This is a genomic window from Streptomyces sp. NPDC098781 (genome assembly GCF_044759995.1).
Taxonomy (GTDB): Bacteria; Actinomycetota; Actinomycetes; order Streptomycetales; family Streptomycetaceae; genus Streptomyces.
Genome location: NZ_JBIWAK010000007.1, coordinates 186,287 through 212,857 on the forward strand (window position 1 = coordinate 186,287; position 26,571 = coordinate 212,857).

Sequence of the window (26,571 nt, forward strand, 5' to 3'; positions counted from 1 at the left end):
CAACCTTGAAAGAGGCACCGCCCGTCAGCGGTGCCGGTACCGCTCCTCCACGGCGACGGCCGCCGCCACGACGGCCCCGAGGACGGGCACCGCCAGCGGCGCGGCGAACCAGGCGGAGGCGGCCACGACGGCCAGCCCGCCGACGATCAGGAAGGACCCCGCGGGGTCGAGCACGGTCCGCCGCCCGGCACCGGCCAGCAGCGCCCGCCAGCCGGCGCCGGGGGTCCAGAGGGCCGCCGCCCGCAGCAGGGTCACGACGGCACCGATCAGGGCGGACACGCCGATGGCCCCGACGAGCGGCCCACCGGGAATCCCGGCCCGCGCGGCCTGGACGTCGACCCAGACCGCGCCCACCGCGGCCCACCCGGCGAGTCCGACGGCCCACCCGCCGCGCACGGCGGCCTGGAAGTCGGCGACGAACTCCCGCAGACCGCCGTCCTCGTGCGCGATACGGCGACGCAGATGCCGTGCCCCGGCGGCCAGGGCGGCCGGACCAGTGAGCAGACCGAGGCAGCCCACGGCGATCCACACACCGGTGAGCAGGCACTCGGCGAACACGGCGAACCGTTCCCCGAAGACCGATTCCCTGCGCGCTCTCACCCGTGTCCCGGCCATCGTCACCGCCTCAGCCCTTCAGTCCGGACGTCGCCATACCGTCGATCAGATACCGCTGGAAGGCCAGGAAGAAGGCGAGGACCGGCAGCAGGGCGACCAGCGACATGGCGATCATGCCGCCGTAGTTCGCCAGGCCCTCCTGGTCGACGAACATCTTCAGACCGAGGGAGACGGTGTACTTGTCGGGCTCGTTGAGATAGATCAGCGGGCCCATGAAGTCGTTCCAGGCGTTGATGAAGGTGAAGATCGCGCTGGTGATCAGGGCCGGCCGGCACAGCGGCAGCATGATCGACCAGTAGATCCGCAGGTGCCCGCAGCCGTCGAGCCGGGCCGCCTCGTCGAGTTCCTTGGGCAGGTTCCGCATGAACTGCACCATCAGGAAGACGAAGAACGCCTCCGTGGCGAGGTACTTCCCCAGCAGCAGCGGGGTGTACGTGTTGATCATCTCCATGTTGCGGAACAGCACGTACTGCGGGATCAGCAGGACGTGGTACGGCAGCAGGAGCGTGCCGATCATCAGCGTGAACAGCAGGTTCCGGCCGGCGAACCTGATCCTCGCGAAGGCGTAGGCGGTCAGCGAGCAGGACACCAGGATCCCGATCACCGAGCCGACCGCGAGGAAGAGCGAGTTGAGGAAGAAGGTCGAGATGGAGATGTCGGCGATGCCGTCGGCGAGGCTCGTGTAGTTGGCCAGGGTCGGGTCGCCCGGGAACAGGTCGAGGCTGCCGACGACGTCCTCGCTGTTCTTGAAGGAGCCGCCGATGACCCAGACGACCGGGTAGAGGATGACCGCGAGAACGAGCAGGGAGCCCAGGTGCCAGGCGACGGAACCGGGCAGCCTGCGGCGCAGCGCCCCGGCCCGCGTGGTCACGGGATCGGCGGTACTCATCAGGCGCCCTCCTCGTAGTGCACCCAGCGCTTCTGGGACCAGAACAGCACCGCGGTGACCAGGGCGACCGCGACGAGCAGCATCCACGCCATGGCGGAGGCCAGGCCCATCCGGCTGTTCTCGAAGCCCTGGACGTACAGATAGCAGGTGTAGACCATGGAGCCGTCCGCCGGACCGCAGGCGTTGCCTCCGGCGCCGCCGCCGACGATGTAGGCCGAGCTGAAGATCTGGAAGGAGTGGATGGTCTCCAGCAGGACGTTGAAGAAGAGCACCGGGGAGATCATCGGCAGGGTGATGTTCCAGAACCGCCGCAGCTTGCCGGCCCCGTCGACCTCGGCCGCCTCGTACAGCGCGCGCGGCACCTGCTTGAGTCCGGCGAGGAAGATGACCATGGGGGCGCCGAACTGCCAGACGGTGAGCGCCACCAGGCTGTAGATGATCAGGTCCGGGTCACCGGTCCAGCCGCCGACGTCGATCCCGAAGACCTTCTGGGTACGGTCGACGATCGCGTCGTCCGAGAAGATCGCCTTCCAGACGATGGCTACGGAGACGCTCGCGCCGATCAGCGACGGGGCGTAGAAGGCGGCTCGGTAGAAGGCCTGGCCGCGTCGCTTCTGCGCGAGGAGCAGGGCCACGCCGAGCGCCGCGAGCAGCTTCAGGGGTGTGCCGACGACGACGTACCAGAGCGTCACCCGCACCGAGTGGCGCCAGCGCGGGTCGCCGAACATCTCGGAGAAGTTGTCCAGGCCGATCCATCGGGGCGCGTCGAAGAGGTTGTAGTCGGTGAAGGCGAAGTAGAGCGAGGCGATCATCGGGCCGGCGGTGAGCAGCAGGAACCCGGCGATCCAGGGGGACATGAAGAGATAGCCGGCCAGGTTCTCCCGGCGGACCCGCCGCTTGAGGGCGGCGGGTCGCTCGGGCTTCACCGGTCCGTGCCGCGGCTCGGCGTCCCTGGCCGGGCCCTCCAGCGCGGGGGCGTGTGTCACGGTCGTTCCCATCAGACGACGAGAGCCGTCTTCGACTCGGTGAAGAACTGCTGGACGGCCTCGTCGACCGAGCGCTTGCCGAGCGCGAGCTCCTCGGCGATGCGCAGGAAGGCGGCCTCACAGATGTCGGCGCCGTTCGGGTGCGGGGTGATCGGCTCCAGGACGCCCGCCTCGACGAGGGACGTCTCGTAGGCGGCGATCCCCTTGTTGACCTCGTCCGTCGGCTGGAACGCGTCGAACTGAGCCTGGGTGGCGGGCACACCCCGGTCGTAGCCCATGATCTTGGCGACCTCGGGGTCGTGCACCATGAAGTCGATGAACTGGGCGACCTCCTTGGGGTGCTCGGTGCGCTTGGAGGCGCTGAGCATCAGGGAGCCGAGGTACTGGCCGGTCTTCTTGCCGTCCGTCGTCGGGATGGGCGCGAGGCCGTACTCGCTCCTGCCCTCGGAGGTGTAGCGGACCGTGAAGTTGTCCCAGGTGAACTCGCCGCCGGCGAGCTCGGCGGAGACGGCCGACTTGGGCTTGATCTGGGCGACCTTCTTGGCGTCGGCGTAGACGCCCTCCTTGACGCCCTTCTCGGCCTTGGTCCACCAGTCCGTCAGATCCGCCTCGGTGAAGCCGAGTCCGTCCTCGGTGAAGAAGGCCTTGCCGTTCTGGCGGAGGTAGAGGTCGTAGAGGTACATCACCCCGTACATGCCGCTGTCGCCGGCCCGCCCCGCCCTGTCGCGGATCTTCTTCATCGCCGCGTCGAAGTCGTCCCAGGTCCAGCCCTGTTCCGGCTTGACGCCGGCCTTGGTGTAGACGGGCTTGTCGATGACCAGGGCCATGGAGTTCGAGCCGACCGGGACACCGAGGAGCTTGCCGTCGATCTCGCCGAACTTGTCCAGGCCCGCGCGGAAGCCGTCCATGGAGAGATTGCCCGCCTCGACCTGCTCACCGAGATCGAGCAGCACATTCTTGGCGTCGTATTTGCGCAGGAATCCAATCGCATTCTGGAACACGTCCGGCGGATTCCCCCCGGAGGCCTGGGTGTTGAACTTCTTCCAGAAGTCGCTGTACGGCTGAAAGTCCGTCTTGACCTTGATCTTCGGGTACTTCTTCTCGAAGAGCGCGATGGTCTTGTTGATGCGCTGGGCACGATCCTCGGCACCCCACCATGCGTAACGGATCGTCACCGTCCCGTCGGCGGAGGCACCCCCGTCGCCCCCGCACGCCGTGGTCGAGGCGAGCCCGATCGTGGCAGCCGTGGCACCGGCCGCCTTCAGGATCGTGCGCCTGTCGACATTCCTGTTGGTTCCCACAGTCGGGCCCTCCCCGCAGCGTCGTCGCCGCCTGCATGAATCGTTTCAAGTAAGCGCTTGCTGGCACAAGCTACGGAGGGCCTCGGGGTGCGTCAATGATTCGGACAGGAATTTCTTGCGGGCCGCCGGGGCCAGTTGACGGCCCGTGAGGGCGGGGCGACGGGGCCGGCGATGCGATGTCGCAGGTGAGCGGCGTGCGGTCGGTGGACCGAACCGAAGCCGCGCTTCGGCCGGCCGAGAACCGTACGACCACCGACGGGCCGACGAGCATCCCAGGGGCGTCACCCGCGCGGACGCGGATCGCGGTGCGCGGCGGACAAAAGCCGACGGCCCGTCTGCACTGTCGCAGACGGGCCGTCGGATCCGGGTGGGCGATACTGGGTTCGAACCAGTGACCTCTTCGGTGTGAACGAAGCGCTCTCCCACTGAGCTAATCGCCCGGACGCAGGAAGAACATTACCCCATGTCAGGGGGTGCGTGTGACCAGCAGGAACCGGCGCCGGCCGCCGTCCGCACCCCCTCCTGGATCACTGGTCCTTGATGTTCCAGGGCATGACGATGCCGAACTTCCAAAGGTAGAAGCCGAGTATGGCTCCGATGAGCACGAGGCCGATCGTGGTCAGGATGATGTTGCGACGCCGCACCTTGGGATCCAGGGCCCGCTGAGCCGCCTCGGTGACCTTGCGCTTGGTCCAGCGCAGCACCAGTTGGGCCCATACGAACTCGGTCGCCCAGACCGCCATGCCACCGAAGATGATCACCCAGCCGGGACCCGGCAACGGCAGCAGGATGATGCCGGTGACGACTATCGCCAGACCGATGATGAAGACACCGACCTGCCAGCTCAGATGCAGCGCTCTACGCGCCTTGATGAACTCCGGCGCTCGCGACCCGAGCCCCTGTTCCCCGTCGTCCTTCACACCATCCACTTCGATCTTGTCGGCAGCCACGGCAACCACGCCAGGCTCGTTACTCCCCGTATTCATACGGCCAAACCCTACCGGACCGATTCGAGTCACCGGAATGGGCGTACCTCGCGAACCGGTTCTCGGCCGGAAGAGTGTCGTAAAGGCACGCAAAACACTCAGAGGGGTTTACAACGGCACCGTAGGTGGCATGTCGATTTCGCCGACGTGCGAATCCCCGAGCGCACACTGAGCGAAAGGCCCTGGCGCTTATGAACACCACGGTCAGCTGCGAGCTGCACCTGCGCCTCGTTGTGTCGAGCGAGTCATCCCTGCCTGTCCCCGCAGGCCTGCGGTACGACACGGCCGACCCCTACGCCGTGCACGCCACCTTCCACACCGGAGCCGAGGAGACCGTCGAGTGGGTGTTCGCCCGCGACCTCCTCGCCGAGGGTCTGCACCGGCCCACCGGTACCGGCGACGTCCGCGTCTGGCCATCGCGCAGTCATGGTCAGGGCGTCGTTTGCATCGCGCTGAGCTCTCCGGAGGGCGAAGCGCTGCTCGAGGCCCCTGCACGGGCCCTGGAGTCGTTCCTGAAGCGGACGGACGCCGCCGTGCCTCCCGGCACGGAGCATCGGCATTTCGACCTCGACCAGGAGCTCTCCCACATCCTGGCGGAAAGCTAGGGCGAGGCCCCACGAAGCCGCCCGGCGCCGTCGACTCGGGGAGACGGCTCGGGCCAAGACAACCGCATACGGCACACAGCAGCGCCGCCTCCGCTCCACGGGGGCGGCGTTGGTGCGCGTGTGGGTGATGAGGGCCGCGATGCGCCAGGGGGGCTCGGGAGCCCATACGGGCGGTCGGGCCCGGGACGGCGGGAACCGTCGGGGCCGCCGCGGCGTTGTAATCGAAGCCGCGTGCGGGCGCGGCCCGTGTGTGGCCGCCGTGAGCCACTACCATCGGCCAGCATCGGCGGGCACCCCGCCCGACCACCAGGCCAGGGAGCGAAACGTGCTGATCACCCATGACACTCGGTGTGCGCTCGATGCCGTGGTGGATCTGGTGAACACCGCACCGGAGGACGACGAGACCCCGGACGGGCTGCCGGACGTCGCCACTCTCGAAGATTTCGTACGAAAGCACGAAATCAGTGATGTCGGGGTGCTGTCCGAGTTCGATCTGTCCGCCGTGCGCAAGGTACGCGGGCGGTTCGCCGCGATCTTCGCGGCGCCGGACGCCCGCAGCGCCGCGTCGCTGATCAACGAACTGGTCGCCGCCGCGGGCACCACCCCGCGACTCACGGACCACGACGGCTACGACTGGCATGTGCACTACTTCGCCCCCGGCGCCTCCGTCGCCGACCATCTGGCGGCGGACTGCGGCATGGCACTGGCCTTCTTCGTGGTGGCCGGCGAGGAGGAGCGGCTGCGGCGGTGCGAGGCGCCGGACTGCCGGCACGCCTTCGTGGATCTCTCCCGCAACCGCTCACGGCGGTACTGCGACAGCCGTACCTGCGGAAACCGTCTGCATGTGGCCGCCTACCGGGCGCGGCGCAAAGAAGCGGCCGGCTGAGCGGCGGGACACCCGGAGTGTCGACGCGGGCCCCGGCGGGTGACGCCGGGGGCCGCGGGTACGGCTCAGAGCAGCAGCAGATCGTGCAGCGCAGCCATGAGCAGCAGACACCCGATCACCGCAAGGAAGATCATCAGCGGTGGCTGGGAAAGGGCGAAGAGGCACCCGCGAGGCTCGTCCTGAGGTGGCGCGGCCTCGCTTTGTGTCGTGTCCAGCATCTCGCGGCGATGATGGCGCAATCACGCCGTCCCGCGCGATCAACACGCCCGGAATGAGCGGGAGTTCGCCGGATTCCGTGATGTCCGGTTCGAGTCTTGATCGCTTACGGCCGGGCGGCGACCCACTGTGTCGTTTCAGCCCGGTCCGCCGAGGTCAGATGCCGTGCTTCTTGAGGATGGCCTCGATGTCGCTGAAGTCGTCCGATGCCTCCGCGCGGGGCGCGGTCGCGGGCCGGGTCGACTGGCGGGTGCCCGCGCCGAGCGAGGGCGCCGAGGCCGCCGGGGCCACCGCATCGCGCTGTGCCGCGGCGCGGGCCTCCTTGCGCTCCTTGCGGGTGCCGCCGCGGCGGCGCTCCACCGCACGGGTGGTCGCGAAGAGCAGCCAGGACACACCGAGGACGCCGAAGCCCGCCCAGGCCGTCGGGCTGAACGCGGTGTCCGCCAGCCACTCCACGACTCCGGTCATGACCAGGCCGAGCGGCACCAGTGAGTACGCGGCGATGCGCGTGGCCGTGAGGAAACGCTTGCGGTACGCCGTGACCGCCGCGATGCCCAGGCCGGCCGCGGCGACGGCTGAACAGACGGTCTCGGCAATCATCCGGGCCTCCAGGCATGCTGGGTCGGGTCAGGGCACTTCGTCCCTTCCATCCTGCACCGTGGCCACCCCGCCCGGCCATGCCTGGGCCCGACATCAGGGACATCTCCGGGTCACCTCCTCCGCAGGTGCCGGTCGGCGCCGTACCGGCCGCCCCCGTCCGAAGCCCCAGGTCGGATTGGGTCGTGCGGGCCGGGGCTGGGAGACTGGGGCCATGAGCGACTCCTCCCCCGACCGTCCCGCCGCCCCCGTCCTCGAGGTCTGGTGCGAGCTCCAGTGCCCCGACTGCCGCACCGCCCTGGACGATCTCCGCGCCCTGCGCGCCCGCTACGGCGACCGGATGGAGCTGCGGCTGCGGCACTTCCCGCTGGAGAAGCACAAGCACGCCTTCGCCGCGGCTCAGGCAGCCGAGGAGGCGCTCGAGCAGGGGCAGGGGTGGCCGTACGTCGAGGCCGTGCTGGGCCGGGTCGAGGAACTGGACCGTGAGGGCGAGGCCTTCCTGGTCGAGGTGGCCCGGGAACTCGGCCTGGACGCCGAGGAGTTCGACACCGCGCTGATCGACGGCCGGCACATCCTGATCGTCGACGCCGACCAGGCCGAGGGCAAGGCGATCGGCGTGACCGGCACACCGACGTATGTGATCGACGGTGAGCGGCTCGACGGCGGCAAGAGCCAGGAGGGTCTGCGCGAGCGCGTCGAGGAGATCGCGGACCGGCTGCTGGCCCAGCGGAACGCCTGACGCCGACCCGGGACCGCTAGAGCAACGTCTTGTACAGGGCGTACTGCGTCGTCCCGTAGCCGAGTGAGTCGTAGAGCCGCTCGGCCGGGGCGTTGCCTGTGAGGACGTTGAGGCCGATGGTCCGGTGCCCGGCGGCGATCGCCTGGGCCTCGGCCAGCAGCATCAGCGTGCGCCCGTGCCCCTTGCCGCGGTGGGCCGCGTCGGCCTCGACGTCGTACACGAACGCGACGCCGTCACGCTCCGCCCACCACAGGGTGCCCACGGGGGTGCCCTCGTGCTCGACGACGCTCAAGTGCACACCGGGGGTGCGCGGGCCGTTCGGCAGCAGGGCCGCGTGGTCACGCTCCGACTTGGCCCGGGCCTCGGCCTCCGGGACCCCGCCGTCGATCCATCTGCGGGCGTAGGACGCGCGTCCCCTGTCCAGCCAGGGTCCGTATTCGGCCTCCGTCATGGGCCGTGCGCGGCTGCCGGGGGGCAGGGTGGGCGGGGTGCCGCCGAGCGACTTCTCCATGCCGCGGTTGCGCAGGACGTAGCCGAGCGCCGTGGCCAGCCGCAGCGCCGGTCCGGCGTCGGCGGGGACGGTCACCTCGATGCGCCGACAACCCCAGCCGCGGGCCACCTCCTCGGCGGCGAGGGCGGCCACCGTGCCCCGGCCGCGGCGCCGGTCGGGCTCCTCGATCCGCAGCTCCGGTATCCGGGCCACCGCGTCACCGAAGACCGGATGCGTGCCCAGGTGAACGGCGCCCACCGGACGGCCGTTCACACACACCTGAAAGCGGCGCGAACGGGTCCCGTCCTCGTGGTGCTGAAGCGGCTCGGTCGGCCGCAGGGTCGTGGTCATCAGAGGTGTTCTACCCACCCTGCCGACCGACGGCAGCCCATTTTCCGCTGCCGCTACGGATCGAGGTCGTTCCCGGAGCGCTCCTCGAAGACCCGCATGGCCTTGGCCGTCACCGGGCCCGGTGCGCCCGGCAGTTCGCGGTCGTCGACGCGGTGCACGGCCTGGACGTCCCGCAGGGTGGAGGTGAGGAAGACCTCCTCGGCCCGCTCCAGGGCGTCCAGCGGCAGATCGGTCTCCCTGGCGCCGGTCCAGTCGATCGTGAGCGCGCGCGTGATGCCCGCGAGGCAGCCGGAGGCGAGCGGCGGGGTGTGGATCTCGCCGTCGAGGACGACGAAGACGTTCGAGCCCGTGCCCTCGCAGAGTTGACCGACGGTGTTCGCGAACAGGGCCTCGGTGGCGCCGTGTTCATGGGCGCGCGCCAGGGCGACGACGTTCTCGCCGTACGAGGTGGTCTTCAGGCCGGTCAGCGCGCCACGCTCGTTACGCGTCCAGGGGACCGTGATCACGGCCGTCGAGTCGGGCCGGCGCGTGGTCTCGCCGAGGGCGACGACCAGGGTGGGGCCGTGTTCGCCACGGTCGGAGCCGAGTGGGCCGTGGCCACCGGTGTAGGTGATGCGCAGCCGGCCGAGCGGCATCGGGTTGGCCTCCAGGACGGCGGCGCAGGCGCGGCGGAGCTCGTCGTGGTCGGGGTCGGGCAGCCCGAGTCCCCGCGCCGAGCGCGTCAGCCGGTCGAGGTGCCGGGTCAGCGCGAACGGTCGGCCGTGCACCGCCTTCACCGTCTCGAAGATGCCGTCGCCCACGGTCAGCCCGTGGTCGAAGACGGAGACGCGGGCGGACTCGCTGTCCTGGAGCCCGCCGTCGAGCCAGATCCTCACGATTGCAGTCCCTCTCCACTCACCTCGTACGCCCCCGACGCTACCGCGAGCAGCCGGGCCGCCTTCAGTTCGGTCTCCCGCCACTCTCCCTCGGGGTCCGACCCCCAGGTGATCCCCGCGCCGGTGCCGAACCGCAGCATCCCCTCGCCGCGGTCGATCCAGAAGGTACGGATGCCGACGGCCAGCTCACCTACGCCCCGATCGGCGTCGACCCACCCGATCCCACCGCAGTACGGCCCGCGGGGTGCCGTCTCCAGCGCGTCGATGATCCGCAGCGCGCTCGACTTGGGCGCGCCGGTGACCGAGCCGGGTGGGAAGGCGGCGTCGAACAGCTCGGGCCAGCCGGTGCCCTCGCGCAGTTCACCGCGGACCGTGGAGACCAGATGCACCAGCCCGGGATGCTTCTCGACGGCGCACAGATCGGGCACGCTCACGGTCCCGGTGGCGCACACCCGCCCGATGTCGTTGCGTACCAGGTCCACGATCATCACGTTCTCGGCGAAGTCCTTCTCCAGCAGGTCCGCCTCGGTGCGCCCGGTTCCCTTGATCGGCCCGGACTCGACGACCCGCCCGGCACGCCGCAGGAACAGCTCGGGTGACGCGGTGGCCGTCTCCAAGCCGTGTTCCGGCAGACGGATCGTTCCTGCGTACGGCGCCGGATTGCCGCGGGCCAACAGCGCGGTCAGCGCGTCCACGTCGGCGTCCGGTCCGACTCGCGCGCTGAGCACCCGGCACAGGTTGGCCTGATAGACCTCGCCGGCCGCGATGTGCTCACGGATCCGCCGTACGCCCCTCATGTACGCGGCGCGATCGAGCGAGGACGTCCAGTCACCGACCGCCGGGCCCCGCCACTGCCCCGGCACCGGCGCGGGCACCGGCTCCTCGCGCACGTCCCGGAAGCGGGCGCAGGTCAGACCGCCCTCGAAGTCGGCGCAGACGGCCCAGAAGCCACGGGAGTCAAGAGCCGCGGGATCGCTGGTGACATCGAGGAGGCCGGTGGCGACGCGGTCGCCGAAGCGGGCGAGAGGTGGGAGGTCGGACACGCAGTCGAGTCTATGGCGGGTGTCCTGCGGGTGACCTGGCCATGTCGGTTCGGCGGGCTTCGAGGGGTCCCTGAGCAGGTGAGGCGCAGCACGCTGCACAAACGCGTTTTTGTGCTGGCCCCGGAATCCGCTAGAGTTCAACTCGTCGCCGGGCCGCGAGAGCGGAACGAAACGACAAGCGGACGTAGCTCAGTTGGTAGAGCGCAACCTTGCCAAGGTTGAGGTCGCGAGTTCGAGCCTCGTCGTCCGCTCGAAGGAACAGGGGATCTTCCCGGACCCCTACACTCCTGGTGGAGTGGCCGAGAGGCGAGGCAACGGCCTGCAAAGCCGTCTACACGGGTTCAAATCCCGTCTCCACCTCCAAGGACGATTAGCTCAGCGGGAGAGCGCTTCCCTGACACGGAAGAGGTCACTGGTTCAATCCCAGTATCGTCCACTGGATCTTCGGATCCTCCCGCGCGATTAGCTCAGCGGGAGAGCGCTTCCCTGACACGGAAGAGGTCACTGGTTCAATCCCAGTATCGCGCACGCAGCACTCACGACCTGTGCGTCGTGGTCCCGAGGACGATTAGCTCAGCGGGAGAGCGCTTCCCTGACACGGAAGAGGTCACTGGTTCAATCCCAGTATCGTCCACACACCGAAGCCCCCGGTCCTGCGACCGGGGGCTTCTTGCTGACTCGCCGTGGGTCAGCTGGAGAACAGCATGTGGCCGAAGCTCTTGTGACGCTTGTGGCCGTAGTGACCGCCGTGGTGACCGCCGTGCGGGGCGCCCCAGGCCGGGGCCTGCGGGGCGGGGGCCGGGTAGGCCTGCGGGGCGCCCGGGGGCGGCGGGGCGGGCTGGGACCACTGGCCCTCCATGCGGGTCAGCGCCTCCAGCTCGCCGTAGTCGAGAAAGATCCCACGGCAGCCACTGCACTGCTCGATCTGAACGCCGTTGCGGTTGTAGGTGTGCATCGGCGCATGGCACTTCGGACACTGCATGGTCGGCTCAACTCCTCGCCGGTCGGTCCTGCTTCGCGTCTCGCCAGGACAGACTCTGTCCGGCTGCGGTCGGTTGCACCCTACTTCGCCGGTTCGTGGACCAACTCCGGGGGGACGGAGCCCATTCGGTCACAGGCGTCGATCAGAGCCTGCTCCACTTCGTCCAGGGCACGTCCCTCGGCCAGGGCCTTGGTGATCGCGCGGGCCGCGGTCTGCACGGTGAGGGCGCGGGCGGGGACGTCCAGCGTGGGCCAGGGGTCGCCGTCGGCGGGGACGACCGGGCCGCCGGCGGCGCGGTAGGCGGCCAGGAACCGGTGCCATTCCTCGGGCGGGAGCAGTCCGCAGGCGTACCAGGCGGCCGGGCGCCCCAGGTCCCAGGCGGCGACGCCCACGCCGAGATCGTCGACGTCTATGAGCCGCCACGGACCGTCCGGCGCGGGATGCCGGACCAGCTGGCCGAGATGGAGGTCGCCGTGGCAGAGGGTGGAGCGGTCGGGCTGGGGGGCCTCGGCGCGGGCCCAGGGCGGGAGCGTGGCCCATGCGCGCAGGACGGCGCCCGTGGCGGGACCGTCGGCGGCGCCGGTCCGGAGCCGGGACATGGCGAGCGCGGCCTTGACCGGTCCCCGCATGGCGGGCAGCGGGGCCGGTGCCGGGGTGCGATGGAGCCGCGCGAGCAGGTCCGCGGCCGCCTCCCAGGGGGCCGCGTCCGGATCATCCGGGTCCACGGGGGTGCCGTACGGCCAGAAGCTCACGAGCCGGCCGTGCAGGTCGGCGGGCGTGGCGTCGAGCGGGGAGAGGAAGAGGCCGGGGAGGTGGGCCGCGGCGGTGAGGCGCGGGGTCAACTCGGTGGGGGTGAGGTCCGGGGCGTGGGCCTTGGCCACGGTCCCGGCATGCCGGACGACGGTGGCGTCGGGCCGGTCGGCGAGCGTGACGGTGGCTCCGCAGGGACAGGCGGACGTACGGGAGTGAGCCTCGGACCTGACTCTTACGGTGAGGTCGGGCAGGAGAGGGTTCGGCGTCACGGGCGTCCCTTGGGTGCGGATGGTCTCGCCCGAGGGTACGACCGGCCGTCCGCGCGTCTGCCGGGCCGGTGGTCGCAGGGGGCGTCCCCGCCCGGCGGCTGGGAGAAAAGCAATGCCGGCGCAGCTCCCCAGCTGCGCCGGCATTTGTGCCGTCCGCCGCACCCCCGTCCCCACGGGGTTTCATGGGTGGATGTCCCCGCCCGGACCGCTCTTCCGGGCCTGGGGTCGCCGCTCAGCGCCCCAGCATCACACCCACGGACGACGCCTGTGTGGCCACTGTCTCCCAGCCGTCGAAGACGACCAGGAGCAGGACCGCCAGGGGAAGGGCCATGAGCGTCGCCACCAAGGGGTGGCGGCGGCCCTGGCGGCGCGGGCGCAGCAGGGTGTGCTGCTGGGTGCGGATCAGTGTCCGCGGTGCCGTCTGGGCCATGGTCCCTCTCCTGACCTGTGTCAGTTGTCGTTGGCAGCGGCGGGTGTCTGACCTCGGGGGACGAGTGCTGCACCCGCCGCTTGACCTCAAATCTAGGCCCGCGACCACCCCGGGCACGTCATGCCCTCGTACCGATTGCCGGGCCTCCCGGAGGATGAGCCACCACCTGCGGAGTACTCCCCTGGGTGGAGACACGGTCCCCGGTCTCGGGGTCTTCCCGGAGGGGACGCCCGGTCTACCCTGTTTTCTCCGAGCTGTCCTCCCTCGGCACCGGCTGTTCGACCAGCGCGAGGACCCGGTTCGCCATGAACCGAGCCGTACGCACCACAGTGCCGCTTCGGGTGACTTCGCTCACTTCCACGACGCCTCGACGCACCGCCGTCTCCACCCGGCGCCCCGCTCTGCTCGCCACCACTTCATAGGTACGCGTCGTGTCCCCTGCGTCCACGACTATCTCCACGCGATCACCCTTCACGGGTCCAATCCCCCTTCAGCGACGGACGGTTGGGGGTCGCCACCGACTTAAGTCGCCCTGCTCACCGACCCCCTGACCACCCTTCAATTCTCCCACCCCCCACTGACAATCCATCACGCCGAGAGGGCGCGGCCTCTGCGCACGGCGGCCCACGGAAACGTAAGCTGTGGCTCGTCACACGGACCGGGCAGCGGGGATGAACATGGCGATGATGCGCCTGAGGCGCGAGGACCCGCGCGTCGTCGGCTCGTTCAGGCTTCACAGACGGCTCGGCGCGGGCGGAATGGGCGTCGTCTACCTGGGCTCCGACAAGAAGGGGCAGCGGGTCGCGCTGAAGGTGATCCGGCCCGATCTGGCGGAGGACCAGGAGTTCCGTTCGCGGTTCGCGCGTGAGGTCTCGGCGGCCCGGCGGATTCGCGGGGGCTGTACGGCACGGCTCGTGGCCGCGGACCTGGAGGCGGAGCGCCCCTGGTTCGCCACCCAGTACGTGCCCGGACCGTCCCTGCACGACAAGGTCGCCGACGAGGGCGCGCTCGGCGCCGCGGAGGTCGCAGCCGTCGGGGCCGCGCTGTCCGAGGGGCTGGTCGCCGTCCATGAGGCGGGCGTCGTCCACCGGGACCTCAAGCCGTCCAACATCCTGCTGTCCCCCAAGGGCCCGAGGATCATCGACTTCGGCATCGCCTGGGCGACGGGAGCCTCGACCCTCACCCATGTGGGCACGGCCGTCGGCTCGCCCGGCTTCCTCGCCCCCGAGCAGGTGCGCGGCGCCGCCGTCACCCCGGCCACGGACGTCTTCTCGCTCGGCGCCACGCTCGCCTACGCGTCGATGGGTGACTCGCCCTTCGGGCACGGCAGTTCCGAGGTGATGCTGTATCGCGTCGTGCACGAGGAGGCGCAGCTGCACGGCGTACCGGACGCCTTGGCCCCGCTCGTGCGCGCCTGCCTCGCGAAGGACCCGGAGGACCGGCCCAGCACGCTTCAGCTCTCGCTGCGGCTGAAGGAGATCGCGGCCCGGGAGGCGCAGGGCTTCGCGGACGTACGTCCGCCCGCGCCCCGTTCCGGCGACGCGGACCGGCCGACCGGGCGGCTCGCCGACACCTACGCCGACCAGCAGCGTGCGCAGCGGCGCGCGCAGGGCACTCCGCCGCCCCGCGGGGCCGGCCTGCCGAGGGGCAACGGCACCTCGCGCGGCCCCGGCCCGGCGCGGGACGTGGCCCCTTCGAGGGGCGGTGGCGCTCCGCAGAACGGGACGACGCCGTCCCGCTCCGGGGCCCGGCAGATGCCCGGCCCCCGCACCACCCCCCGCTCGCCCAACGGCGGCAGGCCCGTCCAGCGCGGCGGCAACGGACGTCCGGCGCCCCGGAACACGGGGACCGGACGGCGTCCCGCCAACCCTCAACTGCTGCGGCAGCGGCTGTTCGTGTTCGTGGTGGTGACGCTGCTCGTGGCGCTGGGCATCGCGGCGGCGCAGGGCTGCCAGGGCCCGGACCGGGGGCTCGGCGGCGCGGAGGACGTCGTACAGCCGCAGCAGGGACAGGTGGACCCCGGGGACTCTCCGGTGGACGGGGACCCTGTCTGACGGCGGTTCTTCGACGGTCCCACCGACTCGCCGCCGATCAGGCCGGCTCGCTGTTAGGCGGCTCCGGCAGCCCGCGCACGGCCGAGGTCGGCCGCGAACGCGACGCTAGAGCTGCGGGCGCCCCGTGGCCACCGCGTAGAAGGCGACCGCGGCCGCCGCGCCGACGTTGAGGGAGTCGACGCCGTGGGACATCGGGATGCGGACCCATTCGTCGGCGGCCACCAGGGCCTGGGTGGACAGGCCGTCGCCCTCGGCGCCCAGCATCAGCGCGACCCGGTCCATCCGGTGCGGGGCGGCCTCGTCGAGGCTCTTGGCCTTCTCGTCGGGGGTGAGGGCGAGCAGCGTGAAGCCGGCCTCGCGGACCGAGTCCAGGCCCTTCGGCCAGGTCTCCAGGCGGGCGTACGGCACCGAGAAGACCGCGCCCATGGAGACCTTGACGCTACGGCGGTACAGGGGGTCCGCGCAGTCCGGCGAGAGCAGGACCGCGTCCATGCCGAGGGCGGCGGCCGAGCGGAAGATGGCGCCGATGTTGGTGTGGTCGTTGACCGACTCCATGACGACCACGCGGCGGGTGCTCCGCAACAGCTCGGTCGCCGTCGGCAGCGGCTTGCGCTGCATCGAAGCGAGCGCCCCGCGGTGCACGTGATAGCCGGTGACCTGCTCGGCGAGCTCCGGGCTGACGGCGTACACCGGGGCGGGGAGTTCGTCGATGACGTCGCGCATGACGTCGACCCACTTGGCCGAGAGCAGCATCGACCGCATCTCGTACCCGGCTTCCTTCGCGCGTCTGATGACCTTCTCGCCCTCGGCGATGAACAGGCCCTCGGCCGGCTCGCGCTTGCGCCGCAGATCGACGTCGGTCAGGCCCGTGTAGTCGCGCAGGCGCGGGTCGGCGGGGTCGTCGACGGTGATGAGATCGGCCACAGAGTGATACTGCCTTGTCCTGGGTGCGGTGCCAACGGTTCGGTACGGGTCGCGTTACCCGCGGTTACTGCGAGGTGCCCGGTCCCACTGTCACGACCTCGCCGATGACGATGACCGCCGGCGGTTTCACCTCGTGTTCGAGCACCGCCCGGCCCGCGGTGGCGAGGGTGGCGTCGACCCGGCGCTGAGCGGCCGTGGTGCCCTCCTGGACCAGTGCGACGGGGGTGTCGGGGGACTTGCCGTGGGCGATGAGCGTCTCGGCGACCTTCCCGATCGTGCCGACGCCCATGAGGATCACCAGCGTGCCGGTCAGCTGGGCGAGGGCCGGCCAGTCGACCAGGGAACGCTCGTCGTCGGGTGCGATGTGGCCGCTGACCACGGTGAACTCATGGGCGACGCCCCGGTGCGTGACCGGGATGCCGGCGGCGCCCGGTACCGAGATCGAGCTGGAGATGCCGGGCACGACCGTGTACGGCACACCGGCCTCGGCCAGCGCCTGGGCCTCCTCCATGCCACGGCCGTAGACGAAGGGGTCGCCGCCCTTGAGACGTACGACGGACTTGCCCTGCTTGGCATGCTCGATGAGCGCCTCGTTGATGGCCTCCTGGGCCATGAAGCGGCCGTACGGCAGCTTCGCCGCGTCGATCACCTCGACGCTCGGGGGGAGTTCGGCGAGCAGGTCGCGCGGGCCCAGGTGGTCGGTGATGACCACGTCCGCCTCGGCGAGCAGGCGCCGGCCGCGCACGGTGATGAGGTCGGGGTCGCCGGGGCCACCGCCGACCAGGGCGACGCCGGCCGTGCGGGTGCGGTGGTGCGGGGCGACGAGGGTGCCGTCGCGCAGGCCCTCGACGACCGCGTCGCGGATGGCGGCGGTGTGGCGGGGGTCGCGGCCACGGGCCTCGGTGGTGAGGACGGCGACGGTGACGCCCTCGCTGTGCCCGGTGGCGGGGGTCCAGGCGGTGGCCTGGTCCGCGTCGTCGGAGCGGACGCACCAGACGCGGTTGCGCTCCGCCTCGGCCGAGGCCGCGCCGTTCGCCGTCGCGTCACTGGTGGCGATCAGGGCGTACCAGGCATCCGCGAGGTCACCGTCCTCGTAGGGGCGCTTGTGCCAGGTGATCTCGCCCGCGTCCACCATGGCCTCGACCGACGGGGTCGCCTCGGGGGACACGAGGATGACGTCGGCGCCCGCCGCGATGAGGGCCGGGAGGCGGCGCTGGGCGACCTGACCGCCGCCCAGGACGACGACCCGGCGGCCGGTAAGGCGGAGGCCTACGGGGTAGGCGGGGTTCTCGGCCATGAGGGTACGGCTCCTCTTTACGGCGGTGCGGGGCCCTGACGTGCGGATTTTACGGGGCCCGTGAGGGTGGCGGCACAGGTGTCCGGTGGCTGGGCCTCACCGCCGGGTGCGGGTGCTGGCGTGTGGCGGCACAGGTGTCCGGTGGCTGGGCCTCGCCGCCGGGTGCGGGTGCGGGGATGTGGCGGCACAGGTGTCCGGTGGCTGGGCCTCGCCGCCGGGGCCGGGTGCGGGGGGCCGGAGTCGTCGCTCCGGCCCCCCGCCCGGCATCTACTTCTCGGTGACGCCCGCCGAATCGAACGTCGCCACCTCGTGCATCGCCCGCGCCGTGCTCTGTACCAGCGGCAGGGCGAGGAGCGCGCCCGTGCCCTCCCCCAGTCTCAGGTCCAGGTCGACCAGCGGACGCAGGCCCAGCTTGTTGAGGGCGGCCACATGGCCGGGCTCGGCGCTGCGGTGGCCCGCGATGCAGGCGGCCAGGACCTCGGGGGCGATGGCGCGGGCGACCAGGGCCGCGGCGCCGGCGCTGACGCCGTCCAGGATCACCGGCGTACGCAGGGACGCACCGCCCAGCAGCAGGCCGACGATCGCGGCGTGTTCGAAGCCGCCGACCGCCGCGAGGACGCCGATGGGGTCGGCCGGGTCGGGCTGGTGGACCTCGATGGCCCGGCGCACGACCTCTGTCTTGCGGGCGAGGGTCTCGTCGTTGATGCCGGTGCCGCGACCGGTGACCTCGGCGGGTTCGGCACCCGTGTAGACGGAGATGAGCGCGGCGGACGCCGTGGTGTTCGCGATGCCCATCTCGCCCGTCAGCAGCGCCTTGTTGCCGGCCGCCACCAGGTCGCGGGCGGTCTCGATGCCGACCTCGATGGCCTGCTTGGCCTCCTCGCGGCTCATCGCGGGGCCGGTCGTCATGTCGGACGTGCCCGCGCGGACCTTGCGGGGCAGCAGACCCGGGGTGGCGGGCAGGTCGGCGGCCACGCCGACGTCCACCACGCACACCTCGGCGCCCACCTGGCTCGCGAAGGCGTTGCAGACCGCGCCGCCGCCGAGGAAGTTGGCGACCATCTGGGCCGTCACCTCCTGGGGCCAGGGGGTGACGCCCTGGGCGTGCACACCGTGGTCGCCGGCGAAGATCGCGACGGCCGCGGGCTCCGGGATCGGCGGCGGGCACTGCCGGGAGAGCCCGGACAGCTGCGCGGAGATGATCTCCAGCATGCCGAGCGCACCGGCCGGCTTGGTCATCCGCTTCTGCCGTTCCCACGCCTCGCCGAGCGCCTTGGCGTCGAGCGGGCGGATCTGGGCGACGGTCTCGGCGAGCAGGTCGTGCGGCTCCTCGCCGGGCAGCGCGCGACGGCCGTACGTCTCCTCGTGCACGACCCACGACAGCGGGCGGCGCTTGGACCAGCCGGCCTGCATCAGCTCGGGCTCTTCCGGGAACTCGTCGACGTACCCGACGCACAGGTAGGCGATGACCTCCAGGTGCTCGGGCAGGCCGAGGGCGCGGACCATCTCGCGCTCGTCGAAGAAGCTGACCCAGCCGACGCCGAGGCCCTCGGCGCGGGCGGCGAGCCAGAGGTTCTCGACGGCGAGCGCGGCCGAGTAGGGCGCCATCTGCGGCTGGGTGTGCCGGCCGAGGGTGTGGCGGCCGCCGCGGGTCGGGTCGGCGGTGACGACGATGTTGACCGGGGTGTCGAGGATGGCCTCGATCTTCAATTCCTTGAACTGCTTCGCCCGGCCCTTGGGCAGCGACTTGGCGTACGCCTCGCGCTGGCGCGTCGCCAGCTCGTGCATGGTGCGCCGGGTGTCGGCGGAGCGGATGACGACGAAGTCCCAGGGCTGCGAGTGGCCCACGGAGGGCGCGGTGTGGGCGGCCTCGAGAACCCTGAGCAGCACCTCGTGCGGGATCGGGTCGCTGCGGAAGCCGTTGCGGATGTCCCGGCGCTCGCGCATGACCTTGAGAACGGCCTCGCGTTCGGCGTCGTCGTACGCGGGCGCCGCCGGTCCGGTGGACTGTCGTGTTTCCTCGACCACGGCCGTGCCCTCTTCCGCCTGGTCCTCCTGGTCGGCGGCCCGGGTGTCCAGGTCGTCCGCGTGCTGTACGAGTCCGGGGTCGCCGTCGCGCGGCGCCGGGACCGTGGGGACGTGGCCCGGCCCCTGCTCGACGGGCAGCACGATCGGCTGCGGCGGGGTCGGAGCGAGGTGCGGGGCGGTCGGCACCGTGCCCTCGACCGCCACGAACTGGCCGAGCGGCTGCTCGGGCGCCGGCTCCTGGGGAACGCCGTTCGGGACCATGGCCGTGGCCTCACCCTCGCCGGACGGCGCGAGATGGACGGGCGGTTGGGCCGGGGTGTCAGTGGCCTGGACGGGCCGGAGCTGCGGGCCCGCGGGTTCGGCGACGAAGGGCTCGGGGGCCTCGGCCGGAGCCACGGCAGCGTCAGCGGTGACGTCCGGTGCCTGGACGGCGGGCGCCGGTTCGGCCAGGGGGGCTTCCCCCTCCGCGGCGGGCGCGTGCATGGCCGCCTCGGCCTCGGGCTCCGCGGCAGCGCTGTCCTGCGTCGGCTGCTGCGCCTGCGCGGAATGGGGGTCCATGACGGCCTCCGGGGCGACCTGAGCGGGCGGCTCGGCCGGGGCGAGGGGGCTGCTCTGCTGCTGCACGGCCTGATCGGCGTCCACCGGCTGCGGCACCGGCTCGGGCGCTACGACGACGGAGTCGCCGTCGGCGGGAACGGGGCCGGCGTCGATGGGCTGCGCGGCAGGTACGCCGGGCTCGGCGTCCGCGTACTGCGGGGCCTGAGCGACCAGGACCGTCTCCGGGACCGCCTGGGCGGCGTCCGGCAGGGCCTCGACGGTCTCGGGGACAGGAGGCTCGGAAACCTGCGGCGCGGCAGCGTCGAAGACCTGGACGGCTTCGGGCGCGGGAGCGTGCGCGAGCGGCGGCACCGGCTCGGCCGGCGGGGCGTCCGGAAGCTGGACCGTCTCCGGCGCAGGGACTTCGGTGGGGTGCGCGGCCTCGGGGGCGAACGCCTCGGGCAGCGGCTCGCCCTCGGGGGCGGCATCCATGACCGCCTCGGGGACAGCGCCCTCGGCGGCACGCATCTCGCCAGTCCGACCGGCCTCGGCGGCGGGCATCTGGTCGGCGGGGCCGGCCTCGGCGGCGGACGGCGCCTCGGGCTGACCGAGCTCGGCGGCGGAGGGTGCCTCGGCAACCCCACCGGCCTCGGAGACCGGCACCTCGGCGACCTGCCCGGTCTCCGCCGCGAAGGCGTCGGCGCCTTCGCCACCGGTGGCCTGCCCGGCACCGGCGTCAGTCGCTGCCTCGCCCCCGTCGGAAGCTGTCGCGTCCATGGCGGCGTGGTCGACGGCCGGAACGGACCCGGCCCCGGCGACCTCGTCGGCACCCGGAACTCCGGTGCCACCCGCCGAGGGCCCCTGACCGCCGTACACACCGTCCGGTACGGCGGGCGTGCCGGCCTCCTGAACCGTGCCGGCCTCGGTGGCGACCCGTGCCAGGACGGCCTCGGCGACGCCCAGGGGCGGCTCGTCGGGGACAACCGTTTCGGCAGCCGCCGCCTCGGTGCTCACCGGCGCAGCGGCCGGGACCTGGGCCGGGACGCCGGCCCCGGCGACCGGCCAGGGAATCGCCGGCTGCGGGACCGTGGCGTCGAGGTACTCGGGGCCGGGCTGGCGGGCCGGTGCGGCGACGGCGCCACGGTCGGCGAGGGAGCGGACCGGGCTGGCGGAGGCGTCCGGGATCGGCGGGCCGAGATGCAGGGGGCGCCGGGGAGTGATCGGCGGGATCGGTGCCGTGGGGGCCGCCGGCGTCGAGGCGCCCGGGAGGCGGACGCCGCTGAGGTCGACCGAACCGCTGTCCCTGCCGGACATCTCATGGGCCTCCGGCTGGTGCACGGCCTCGACGACCGGCTCCGGCGCGGGCGGGGCGACCTCGTTGCCCCAGGCGCCGTGGGAGCCGGGCATCAGCAGGTCTTCGTCCTCGGCGGGGGTCTCGGAGAGGTAGCCGTACGCACCGTGCGCCTCGGGGACGCCCGGCTGCTCCGCCATGCCTGCGCTCTCCGGCAGTCCCTCGCCCGGGACCTGGCCGGTGTCGGTCATGCGTACCCCTCGCCCATCGGTTAGTGCTTATACGACCAGCTCACCGGGAACGGCGCACCGACCGCCCCCGCAGTGAAGAACGAGCGTGCGTGCTCAGCGGCACGAACGACCCGCGCCAAAATGGCGACAAAGCCATTGAGTGGCATTGTCGTGGCCGTTCGGCCGTCGCGACAGCTTGATCCGCGACAGGCCGCTGTGGACTGCGCCACGTTGCGCGTCCTCCGGTTCCGCCGTACCACACCCACCCCAAACGGGGCACGTTTTTCCGGACATTGACCGACGAAAAGCCGGGCGACCGAGTGCGGTACAACGATCGGCCAGCCTACCGCGCGCGGTACGACAACCCGATCACGGGGAGGGGTGGGCGGTCACCCTGCGCGGTCGGGCAGTACCGCGCTGAGCAGGAAGACGACGCTGCGCTCGCGCTCCGTCCAGGCCCGCGTGTCGAGTTCGACGGACTGGAGCAGGGCGCACTCGACGTCGTAGCCGTGCTCGGTGAGGTCGCGGCCGAGGAGTTCGGCGTCGTCGCGGGTGGCGGCGTGGGTGACGATGCGCTGCGGGCGTCGGTCGGCCACGGCGGAGACGACGGCCGCTCCCCCGCCGCCGACGCGGACCACGTCCGGTTCGGGGAGGTTCTCCAGGATGTGCGGGGCATTGCCGTGGACGATCTGGAGCTGGACGCCGAAGGCACGTGCGTTGGCCTCGGTGCGGGAGCAGGCCTGCGGGTCGCGGTCGACGGCGATGACGGCGGCGCCGGCCCGCGCGGCCTCGGTGGCGAAGGCGCCGCTGGCGCAGCCGATGTCCCACACCAGGTCGCCGACGCGCGGGCCGAGCCGGGCGAGTTGGGCGGCGCGCAGAGGTTCCAGTTCGCTCTCGCCCATCAGGCCGCCGTAGGACTCGGCGGGCAGTGTCCAGCCGCGCGGTCCGGCGCTCGGGTCGCGTCCGGCGATCCAGCCGCCGCCTTCCGGGGCGGCCGCCGTGCCGCCGACGACGATGACGACGTTCGGGTCGCGCCAGGTGTGGTCGGCGGCCTTGTCGGAGGTGACGACGGTGACCTGCTCGCGCTCGGTGCCCAGTTCCTCGCAGATGACGAAGGTGCGGTGGACGCCTTCCAGGAGCAGGCCGAGTTCGGCGGGGCCGGCGCCGGGTGAGGTGAGGACGGCCACTTTGGTGTGGGCACGGCACGCGTTCACCGCGCGTCGCAGGGTGCGCGGGTGTGCGACGACCACCTGCGCGTCGTCCCAGGGCATGCCGGCCCGGGCGAAGGCGGCGGCGACCGAGGAGACGGCGGGGACGACCTCGACCTCCAGGCCGAACTCGGGTGCGCGCAGGGTCCGTACGACTCCGAAGAAGGCGGGGTCGCCGTCGGCCAGTACGACCGCGGTCCCGCGGTGCCCGGCGATGCGGCGGGCGGCCAGGGCGACGCTGCCGAGGCGGATGCGCTCGGCGGCGGGTGGCACCTCGGTCAGCGCCAGATGGTGGGCGGCACCGGCCACGAGCGTGGCGGCGCCGAGGGCGGAGCGTGCCGCGGCGGTCAGCGGCGAGCCGTCCCAGCCGATCACCGTGACGCGGTCGGCCATCGTCGTCAGTCTCCAGTGTTTGCGCAGGTCGTTGCCACAGCTGCCCTGGGCGGGCTCCGTGAGGGTACCTGGTGTCAGTTCCAGTCGCCGAACGACGTGAAGCCGTCGCCGGACTGGTCGCCCACGCCTTCCAGGTCCTCGGGCAGCAGGCTCCAGACGATGAGGTCGGTGCGGACGTCGGTCCACACGCCGCTGTCCGTCCTGGTGCGGGCTATCCAGGCGCCGCGCAGGACTCCCTCGCTGATGCAGCCGATCTTCTGCGCCACCTGCTGGGAGGCGGTGTTGTCGGCGGCGGTGCGCAACTCCAGCCGTTCGAACTTCTGGTCGTGGAAGAGCCAGTGCGCGGTGGCGAGAGCCGCCTCGGAGGCATAGCCCTCGCCGCGGGCCCAGGGAGCGATGACGTAGGACATCTCGCCGGCGCGCACGCGCCAGTCGGTGTTCCGCAGGTGCACGATGCCGACCAGGCGCTGGGTGAGGAACTCGGTGACGGCGAACACGATGCCGCGTCCCTCGGTGCGTTCGGCGGGGGCGCGATCGGTGATCCAGGCGCGGGCGTCGGCCTCGGTGTAGGGCTGCGGCACGGTGGTCCAGGCGGTGACGAGTTCGTCGTTCATCATCTCGGCGAAGGCCTGGATGTCCGGTTCCTCGAAGGGCCGCAGCACCAACCGCTCCGTGCTGATGGAGATGTTGGGGAAGGTGCTAGTCATGCGCCACTCCGTAACCTTCGACGAACGTTCAAGACCCGCTGAACTGCCCAGCATGCAGCATGAAAGCACTGAACCGCACCACGGGGTCCACACCAGGTGAAGGTGTGGACCCCGTGCGTGGTGATACGCCGTATACGCGCCGTCAGAAGGCGGCGACGACCGCTCCGTCGTACTTGTCCGCGATGAACTTCTTCACCTCGGGCGAGGTGAGCAGCTTCGCGAGCTTCTTGACGCGCGGGTCGCTCTCGTCGCCCTTCTTCACGGCGAGGAAGTTGCCGTACGGGTTGTCCTTGGGCGACTCGGCGACGAGGGCGTCCTTCGCCGGGCTGAGGTCGGCCTCCAGGGCGTAGTTGCCGTTGATCACGGCGGCGTCGACGTCGCCGAGGGAGCGCGGCAGCTGGGCCGCCTCCAGCTCCTTGAACTGAAGGTTCCTCGGGTTGGCGGCGATGTCCTTCGGGGTCGCCTCGTAGCCGACGCCCGCCTTCAGCTCGATCACACCGTTGGCCTCCAGCAGCTTCAGCGCGCGGGCCTCGTTGGTGGTGTCGTTCGGCAGGGCGATCGTGGCGCCCTTCTTCAGGTCCGTCAGCTTCTTGACGCCCTGGGAGTACACGCCGAGCGGCTCCAGGTGCACCGTGGCGTTCGGCACGGCGACGATGTCGGTGCCGTTCTTCTTGTTGAAGTCGTCCAGGTACGGCTGGTGCTGGAAGTAGTTGGCGTCGACCTCACCCTGCTGGACGGCCGTGTTGGGCGTCACGTAGTCGGTGAACTCCTTGACCTCCAGGTCGAGGCCGGCCTTCTTCGCGAGGTTGTCCTTGACGTAGGTGAGGATCTCGCCCTGCGGGGTGGGGGTGGCGGCGACCTTCAGCGGGGCGTTCGCGTCGGAACCGGAGTCCTTGTCCGAGCCGCAGGCGGAGAGCCCGAGGGTGAGGGCTCCGGCGGCGAGGACAGCAGTGGTGATCTTGGCGGTGTTACGCACGAAAAGTGCCTTTCCTTATGGGTGGTGCGACCCCGACATGGGTGTTCGGGGAGATCAGGGGACCTAGACGGTCTTGCTCGTGGCGGTCGACGCCTTCAGCAGCCGCAGCTTCGGCGCCGGGCCCGACTGGCCGCCGCGCCGGTGCAGGGAGCGGGCGGCGTAGTCGCCGGCGGCCTGGATGAGGGAGATGACGACGGCGAGGATCGCCACCGTGATCCACATCAGCTCGGTCTCGAACCGCTGGAAGCCGTAGCGGATGGCGATGTCGCCGAGCCCGCCCGCGCCGACCGTGCCGGCCATGGCCGAGTAGCCGATGAGGGCGACGATGGTGGTCGTGGTGCCGGCGATGACCGACGGCAGGGACTCGGGGACCAGAACCTTGCGTACGACGGTCCAGGTGTTGCCGCCCATCGACTGCACGGCCTCCACGAGCCCGCCGTCCACCTCGCGGACAGCCGTCTCGACCAGGCGCGCGAAGAACGGGATCGCGCCGATCGCGAGCGGCACGATGGCGGCCTCGCGGCCGATCGTGGTCCCGGTGACCCAGCGGGTGAAGCTCATCAGCGCGACCATCAGGATGATGAACGGCATCGACCGGGCGACGTTCACGATCTGCCCGATGACCTTGTTGGCCAGCACGTTCTGGAGCAGGCCGCCGCGGTCGGTGAGGACGAGCAGGATGCCCAGCGGAAGGCCGCCGGCGACGGCGATGAGGGTGGACCAGCCGACCATGTAGAGGGTGTCCCAACACGCCTGCTCCAGCAGGGGCTGCATCTCGGACCAGGTCACTTGGCACCTTCCTTCAGCAGAACGGGCTCCTGGCCCAGTACGTCGATCTGGAGGCCCTGTTCGCGCAGGAAGCCGATCGGCACGACGTTGTCCTCGTAGCGGCCGGGCAGTTCGATGCGCATCCGGCCGACCTGGAGGCCGCCGACGGTGTCGATGGCCGCGCCGAGGATCGAGATGTCGATGTTGTAGGTGCGTGAGAGCTGCGAGATGACCGGCTGGGTGGCGGCCTCGCCGTGGAAGGTGACGTCCACGACGGTGCGGTCGTCGCCGGAGGCCTCGCCGCCCACCGGGAAGAGCGCGGAGGCGAGTTCCGAGCCGGGGGTCGCGAGCAGTTCGCTGACCGTGCCGGACTCGACGATGCGGCCGTTCTCCATCAGCGCGGCCGAGTCGCAGATCGACTTCACGACGTCCATCTCGTGCGTGATGAGCAGGACGGTGAGGCCCAGCTGCCGGTTCAGGTCGCGCAGCAGCTGGAGGATGGAGCGGGTGGTCTCCGGGTCGAGGGCGCTGGTGGCCTCGTCGGAGAGCAGCACCTTGGGGTCGCCGGCCAGGGCGCGGGCGATGCCGACGCGCTGCTTCTGGCCGCCGGAGAGCTGGGAGGGGTAGGCCTTGGCCTTGTCGGCGAGCCCGACGAGGTCGAGCAGTTCCAGCGCCTTGGTCGAGCGCTCCTTGCCCGACTTGCCGAGGATCTCCAGCGGAAGCTCGACGTTGTCCTGGACGGTCCGGGAGGACAGCAGGTTGAAGTGCTGGAAGACCATGCCGATCCGGCTGCGCGCCCGGCGCAGGTCCCGGCCGGCGCGCGGACCCCGGCCGGCGAGGGCGGTGAGGTCCTGTCCGGCGACGGTCACGCTGCCCGCGGTGGGGCGCTCCAGCAGATTGACGCAGCGGATGAGCGAGGACTTGCCGGCGCCGGACTGGCCGATGACGCCGTACACCTCGCCTTCGCGGACGTGCAGGTCGACGCCGTTCAGAGCGGTGACCTCGCGGCCGCGCGAGCGGTAGACCTTGGTCAGGCCCGATGTGGTGATCACTGGGGTTTCCGTCACTGTCGAGTACGCGGGCATGGGTGTGCCCTGGTACGGGAGGGGGGATGTGCGCGGGCACGATGGTCACGTACGGGCAAA

Annotated in this window: 26 protein-coding genes and 6 tRNA genes; 9 read left to right on the forward strand and 23 right to left on the reverse strand. The window is 71.4% G+C overall.

Annotation, left to right across the window (positions count from 1 at the left end; translation table 11 throughout):
• Positions 1-24: 24 nt before the first annotated feature.
• The 6 genes from ACIQWG_RS27820 to ACIQWG_RS27845 form a co-directional block, all read right to left on the reverse strand.
• Positions 25-615 (reverse strand): hypothetical protein, encoded by a 591-nt coding sequence (locus ACIQWG_RS27820; protein ID WP_404100653.1) that lies wholly within the window; start codon positions 613-615, stop codon positions 25-27.
• Between the two features lie 10 nt (positions 616-625).
• On the reverse strand, positions 626-1,504 hold the full coding sequence (locus tag ACIQWG_RS27825) for a carbohydrate ABC transporter permease (protein ID WP_404100655.1): 879 nt from the start codon (positions 1,502-1,504) through the stop codon (positions 626-628).
• On the reverse strand, positions 1,504-2,502 hold the full coding sequence (locus tag ACIQWG_RS27830) for a carbohydrate ABC transporter permease (RefSeq protein WP_404100657.1): 999 nt from the start codon (positions 2,500-2,502) through the stop codon (positions 1,504-1,506). Before ACIQWG_RS27830 ends, ACIQWG_RS27825 begins: the two co-directional genes overlap by 1 nt.
• Positions 2,502-3,791: an ABC transporter substrate-binding protein gene (locus tag ACIQWG_RS27835; protein WP_404100659.1), complete on the reverse strand. Its 1,290-nt coding sequence runs from the start codon at positions 3,789-3,791 to the stop codon at positions 2,502-2,504. The genes ACIQWG_RS27830 and ACIQWG_RS27835 overlap by 1 nt, the downstream gene beginning before the upstream one ends.
• A gap of 368 nt (positions 3,792-4,159) precedes the next feature.
• Positions 4,160-4,231, reverse strand: a tRNA-Val gene (locus ACIQWG_RS27840).
• A gap of 87 nt (positions 4,232-4,318) precedes the next feature.
• Positions 4,319-4,777 carry a TIGR02611 family protein gene (locus tag ACIQWG_RS27845; RefSeq protein WP_404100661.1) on the reverse strand — a complete coding sequence of 153 codons (459 nt, stop codon included), beginning with the start codon at positions 4,775-4,777 and terminating at the stop codon, positions 4,319-4,321.
• A gap of 191 nt (positions 4,778-4,968) precedes the next feature.
• On the opposite strand from ACIQWG_RS27845, the gene ACIQWG_RS27850 reads away from it, so the two are divergent.
• A complete protein-coding gene (locus ACIQWG_RS27850) occupies positions 4,969-5,382 on the forward strand; it encodes an SsgA family sporulation/cell division regulator (protein WP_004002642.1) in 414 nt (137 codons plus the stop codon).
• Positions 5,383-5,707: 325 nt separating this feature from the next.
• Positions 5,708-6,268 (forward strand): CGNR zinc finger domain-containing protein, encoded by a 561-nt coding sequence (locus ACIQWG_RS27855; RefSeq protein ID WP_404100663.1) that lies wholly within the window; start codon positions 5,708-5,710, stop codon positions 6,266-6,268.
• Between the two features lie 65 nt (positions 6,269-6,333).
• On the opposite strand, the gene ACIQWG_RS27860 is transcribed toward ACIQWG_RS27855, so the two are convergent.
• Positions 6,334-6,486, reverse strand: coding sequence for a hypothetical protein (locus ACIQWG_RS27860; RefSeq protein WP_004002639.1), 153 nt, complete (start codon positions 6,484-6,486; stop codon positions 6,334-6,336).
• A gap of 154 nt (positions 6,487-6,640) precedes the next feature.
• Positions 6,641-7,084: a hypothetical protein gene (locus tag ACIQWG_RS27865; protein WP_404100666.1), complete on the reverse strand. Its 444-nt coding sequence runs from the start codon at positions 7,082-7,084 to the stop codon at positions 6,641-6,643.
• A 211-nt stretch (positions 7,085-7,295) separates the two neighbouring features.
• Between ACIQWG_RS27865 and ACIQWG_RS27870 the strand changes: the two genes are divergently transcribed.
• A complete protein-coding gene (locus ACIQWG_RS27870; protein ID WP_404100668.1) occupies positions 7,296-7,820 on the forward strand; it encodes a DsbA family protein in 525 nt (174 codons plus the stop codon).
• A gap of 16 nt (positions 7,821-7,836) precedes the next feature.
• Here ACIQWG_RS27870 and ACIQWG_RS27875 read toward each other — a convergent pair whose 3' ends face one another.
• The 3 genes from ACIQWG_RS27875 to ACIQWG_RS27885 are packed head-to-tail and all read right to left on the reverse strand — an operon-like array spanning position 7,837 to position 10,579.
• Positions 7,837-8,661, reverse strand: coding sequence for a GNAT family N-acetyltransferase (locus tag ACIQWG_RS27875; protein WP_404100670.1), 825 nt, complete (start codon positions 8,659-8,661; stop codon positions 7,837-7,839).
• 53 nt (positions 8,662-8,714) lie between these two features.
• Positions 8,715-9,536: an aminotransferase class IV gene (locus tag ACIQWG_RS27880; protein WP_404100672.1), complete on the reverse strand. Its 822-nt coding sequence runs from the start codon at positions 9,534-9,536 to the stop codon at positions 8,715-8,717.
• On the reverse strand, positions 9,533-10,579 hold the full coding sequence (locus ACIQWG_RS27885) for a chorismate-binding protein (protein ID WP_404100674.1): 1,047 nt from the start codon (positions 10,577-10,579) through the stop codon (positions 9,533-9,535). The genes ACIQWG_RS27880 and ACIQWG_RS27885 overlap by 4 nt, the downstream gene beginning before the upstream one ends.
• Before the next feature lie 178 nt (positions 10,580-10,757).
• On the opposite strand from ACIQWG_RS27885, the gene ACIQWG_RS27890 reads away from it, so the two are divergent.
• The 5 genes from ACIQWG_RS27890 (at position 10,758) to ACIQWG_RS27910 (ending at position 11,213) form a co-directional block, all read left to right on the forward strand.
• A tRNA-Gly gene (locus tag ACIQWG_RS27890) sits at positions 10,758-10,830 on the forward strand.
• Between the two features lie 38 nt (positions 10,831-10,868).
• Positions 10,869-10,942 (forward strand) — tRNA-Cys (locus tag ACIQWG_RS27895).
• A 1-nt stretch (position 10,943) separates the two neighbouring features.
• Positions 10,944-11,015: transfer RNA gene (locus tag ACIQWG_RS27900), tRNA-Val, on the forward strand.
• A gap of 20 nt (positions 11,016-11,035) precedes the next feature.
• A tRNA-Val gene (locus tag ACIQWG_RS27905) sits at positions 11,036-11,107 on the forward strand.
• Positions 11,108-11,141: 34 nt separating this feature from the next.
• Positions 11,142-11,213, forward strand: a tRNA-Val gene (locus ACIQWG_RS27910).
• A gap of 54 nt (positions 11,214-11,267) precedes the next feature.
• On the opposite strand, the gene ACIQWG_RS27915 is transcribed toward ACIQWG_RS27910, so the two are convergent.
• From ACIQWG_RS27915 to ACIQWG_RS27930, 4 genes are all read right to left on the reverse strand, one after another.
• On the reverse strand, positions 11,268-11,561 hold the full coding sequence (locus ACIQWG_RS27915) for a zf-TFIIB domain-containing protein (RefSeq protein ID WP_404100676.1): 294 nt from the start codon (positions 11,559-11,561) through the stop codon (positions 11,268-11,270).
• Positions 11,562-11,641: 80 nt separating this feature from the next.
• Positions 11,642-12,583, reverse strand: coding sequence for a phosphotransferase family protein (locus ACIQWG_RS27920; protein WP_404100678.1), 942 nt, complete (start codon positions 12,581-12,583; stop codon positions 11,642-11,644).
• Positions 12,584-12,815: 232 nt separating this feature from the next.
• Complete coding sequence (locus ACIQWG_RS27925) at positions 12,816-13,013, reverse strand: hypothetical protein (protein WP_328428942.1); 198 nt, start codon at positions 13,011-13,013, stop codon at positions 12,816-12,818.
• A 235-nt stretch (positions 13,014-13,248) separates the two neighbouring features.
• Positions 13,249-13,488, reverse strand: coding sequence for a hypothetical protein (locus ACIQWG_RS27930; protein ID WP_404100680.1), 240 nt, complete (start codon positions 13,486-13,488; stop codon positions 13,249-13,251).
• Positions 13,489-13,684: 196 nt separating this feature from the next.
• Here ACIQWG_RS27930 and ACIQWG_RS27935 point away from each other — a divergent pair, with 196 nt between their 5' ends.
• On the forward strand, positions 13,685-15,067 hold the full coding sequence (locus tag ACIQWG_RS27935) for a protein kinase (RefSeq protein ID WP_404101143.1): 1,383 nt from the start codon (positions 13,685-13,687) through the stop codon (positions 15,065-15,067).
• Between the two features lie 105 nt (positions 15,068-15,172).
• Here ACIQWG_RS27935 and ACIQWG_RS27940 read toward each other — a convergent pair whose 3' ends face one another.
• The 8 genes from ACIQWG_RS27940 to ACIQWG_RS27975 all read right to left on the reverse strand — a co-directional run bounded on the left by ACIQWG_RS27940 (position 15,173) and on the right by ACIQWG_RS27975 (position 26,478).
• Complete coding sequence (locus ACIQWG_RS27940; protein WP_404100682.1) at positions 15,173-15,991, reverse strand: TrmH family RNA methyltransferase; 819 nt, start codon at positions 15,989-15,991, stop codon at positions 15,173-15,175.
• A gap of 64 nt (positions 15,992-16,055) precedes the next feature.
• Positions 16,056-17,288, reverse strand: a complete 1,233-nt coding sequence (gene cobA / locus ACIQWG_RS27945; RefSeq protein ID WP_404100684.1) for a uroporphyrinogen-III C-methyltransferase — start codon at positions 17,286-17,288, stop codon at positions 16,056-16,058.
• Between the two features lie 267 nt (positions 17,289-17,555).
• Entirely contained in the window at positions 17,556-21,395 is a 3,840-nt protein-coding gene (gene cobT / locus ACIQWG_RS27950; protein WP_404100686.1) for a nicotinate-nucleotide--dimethylbenzimidazole phosphoribosyltransferase, read from the reverse strand.
• 368 nt (positions 21,396-21,763) lie between these two features.
• Positions 21,764-22,975, reverse strand: a complete 1,212-nt coding sequence (gene cbiE / locus ACIQWG_RS27955; protein ID WP_404100688.1) for a precorrin-6y C5,15-methyltransferase (decarboxylating) subunit CbiE — start codon at positions 22,973-22,975, stop codon at positions 21,764-21,766.
• Positions 22,976-23,049: 74 nt separating this feature from the next.
• On the reverse strand, positions 23,050-23,682 hold the full coding sequence (locus tag ACIQWG_RS27960) for a GNAT family N-acetyltransferase (protein WP_404100690.1): 633 nt from the start codon (positions 23,680-23,682) through the stop codon (positions 23,050-23,052).
• Positions 23,683-23,824: 142 nt separating this feature from the next.
• Positions 23,825-24,658, reverse strand: coding sequence for a MetQ/NlpA family ABC transporter substrate-binding protein (locus tag ACIQWG_RS27965; protein ID WP_404100693.1), 834 nt, complete (start codon positions 24,656-24,658; stop codon positions 23,825-23,827).
• 63 nt (positions 24,659-24,721) lie between these two features.
• Complete coding sequence (locus ACIQWG_RS27970) at positions 24,722-25,447, reverse strand: methionine ABC transporter permease (RefSeq protein WP_404100695.1); 726 nt, start codon at positions 25,445-25,447, stop codon at positions 24,722-24,724.
• Complete coding sequence (locus ACIQWG_RS27975; protein ID WP_404100697.1) at positions 25,444-26,478, reverse strand: methionine ABC transporter ATP-binding protein; 1,035 nt, start codon at positions 26,476-26,478, stop codon at positions 25,444-25,446. The genes ACIQWG_RS27970 and ACIQWG_RS27975 overlap by 4 nt, the downstream gene beginning before the upstream one ends.
• Positions 26,479-26,571 lie beyond the last annotated feature (93 nt).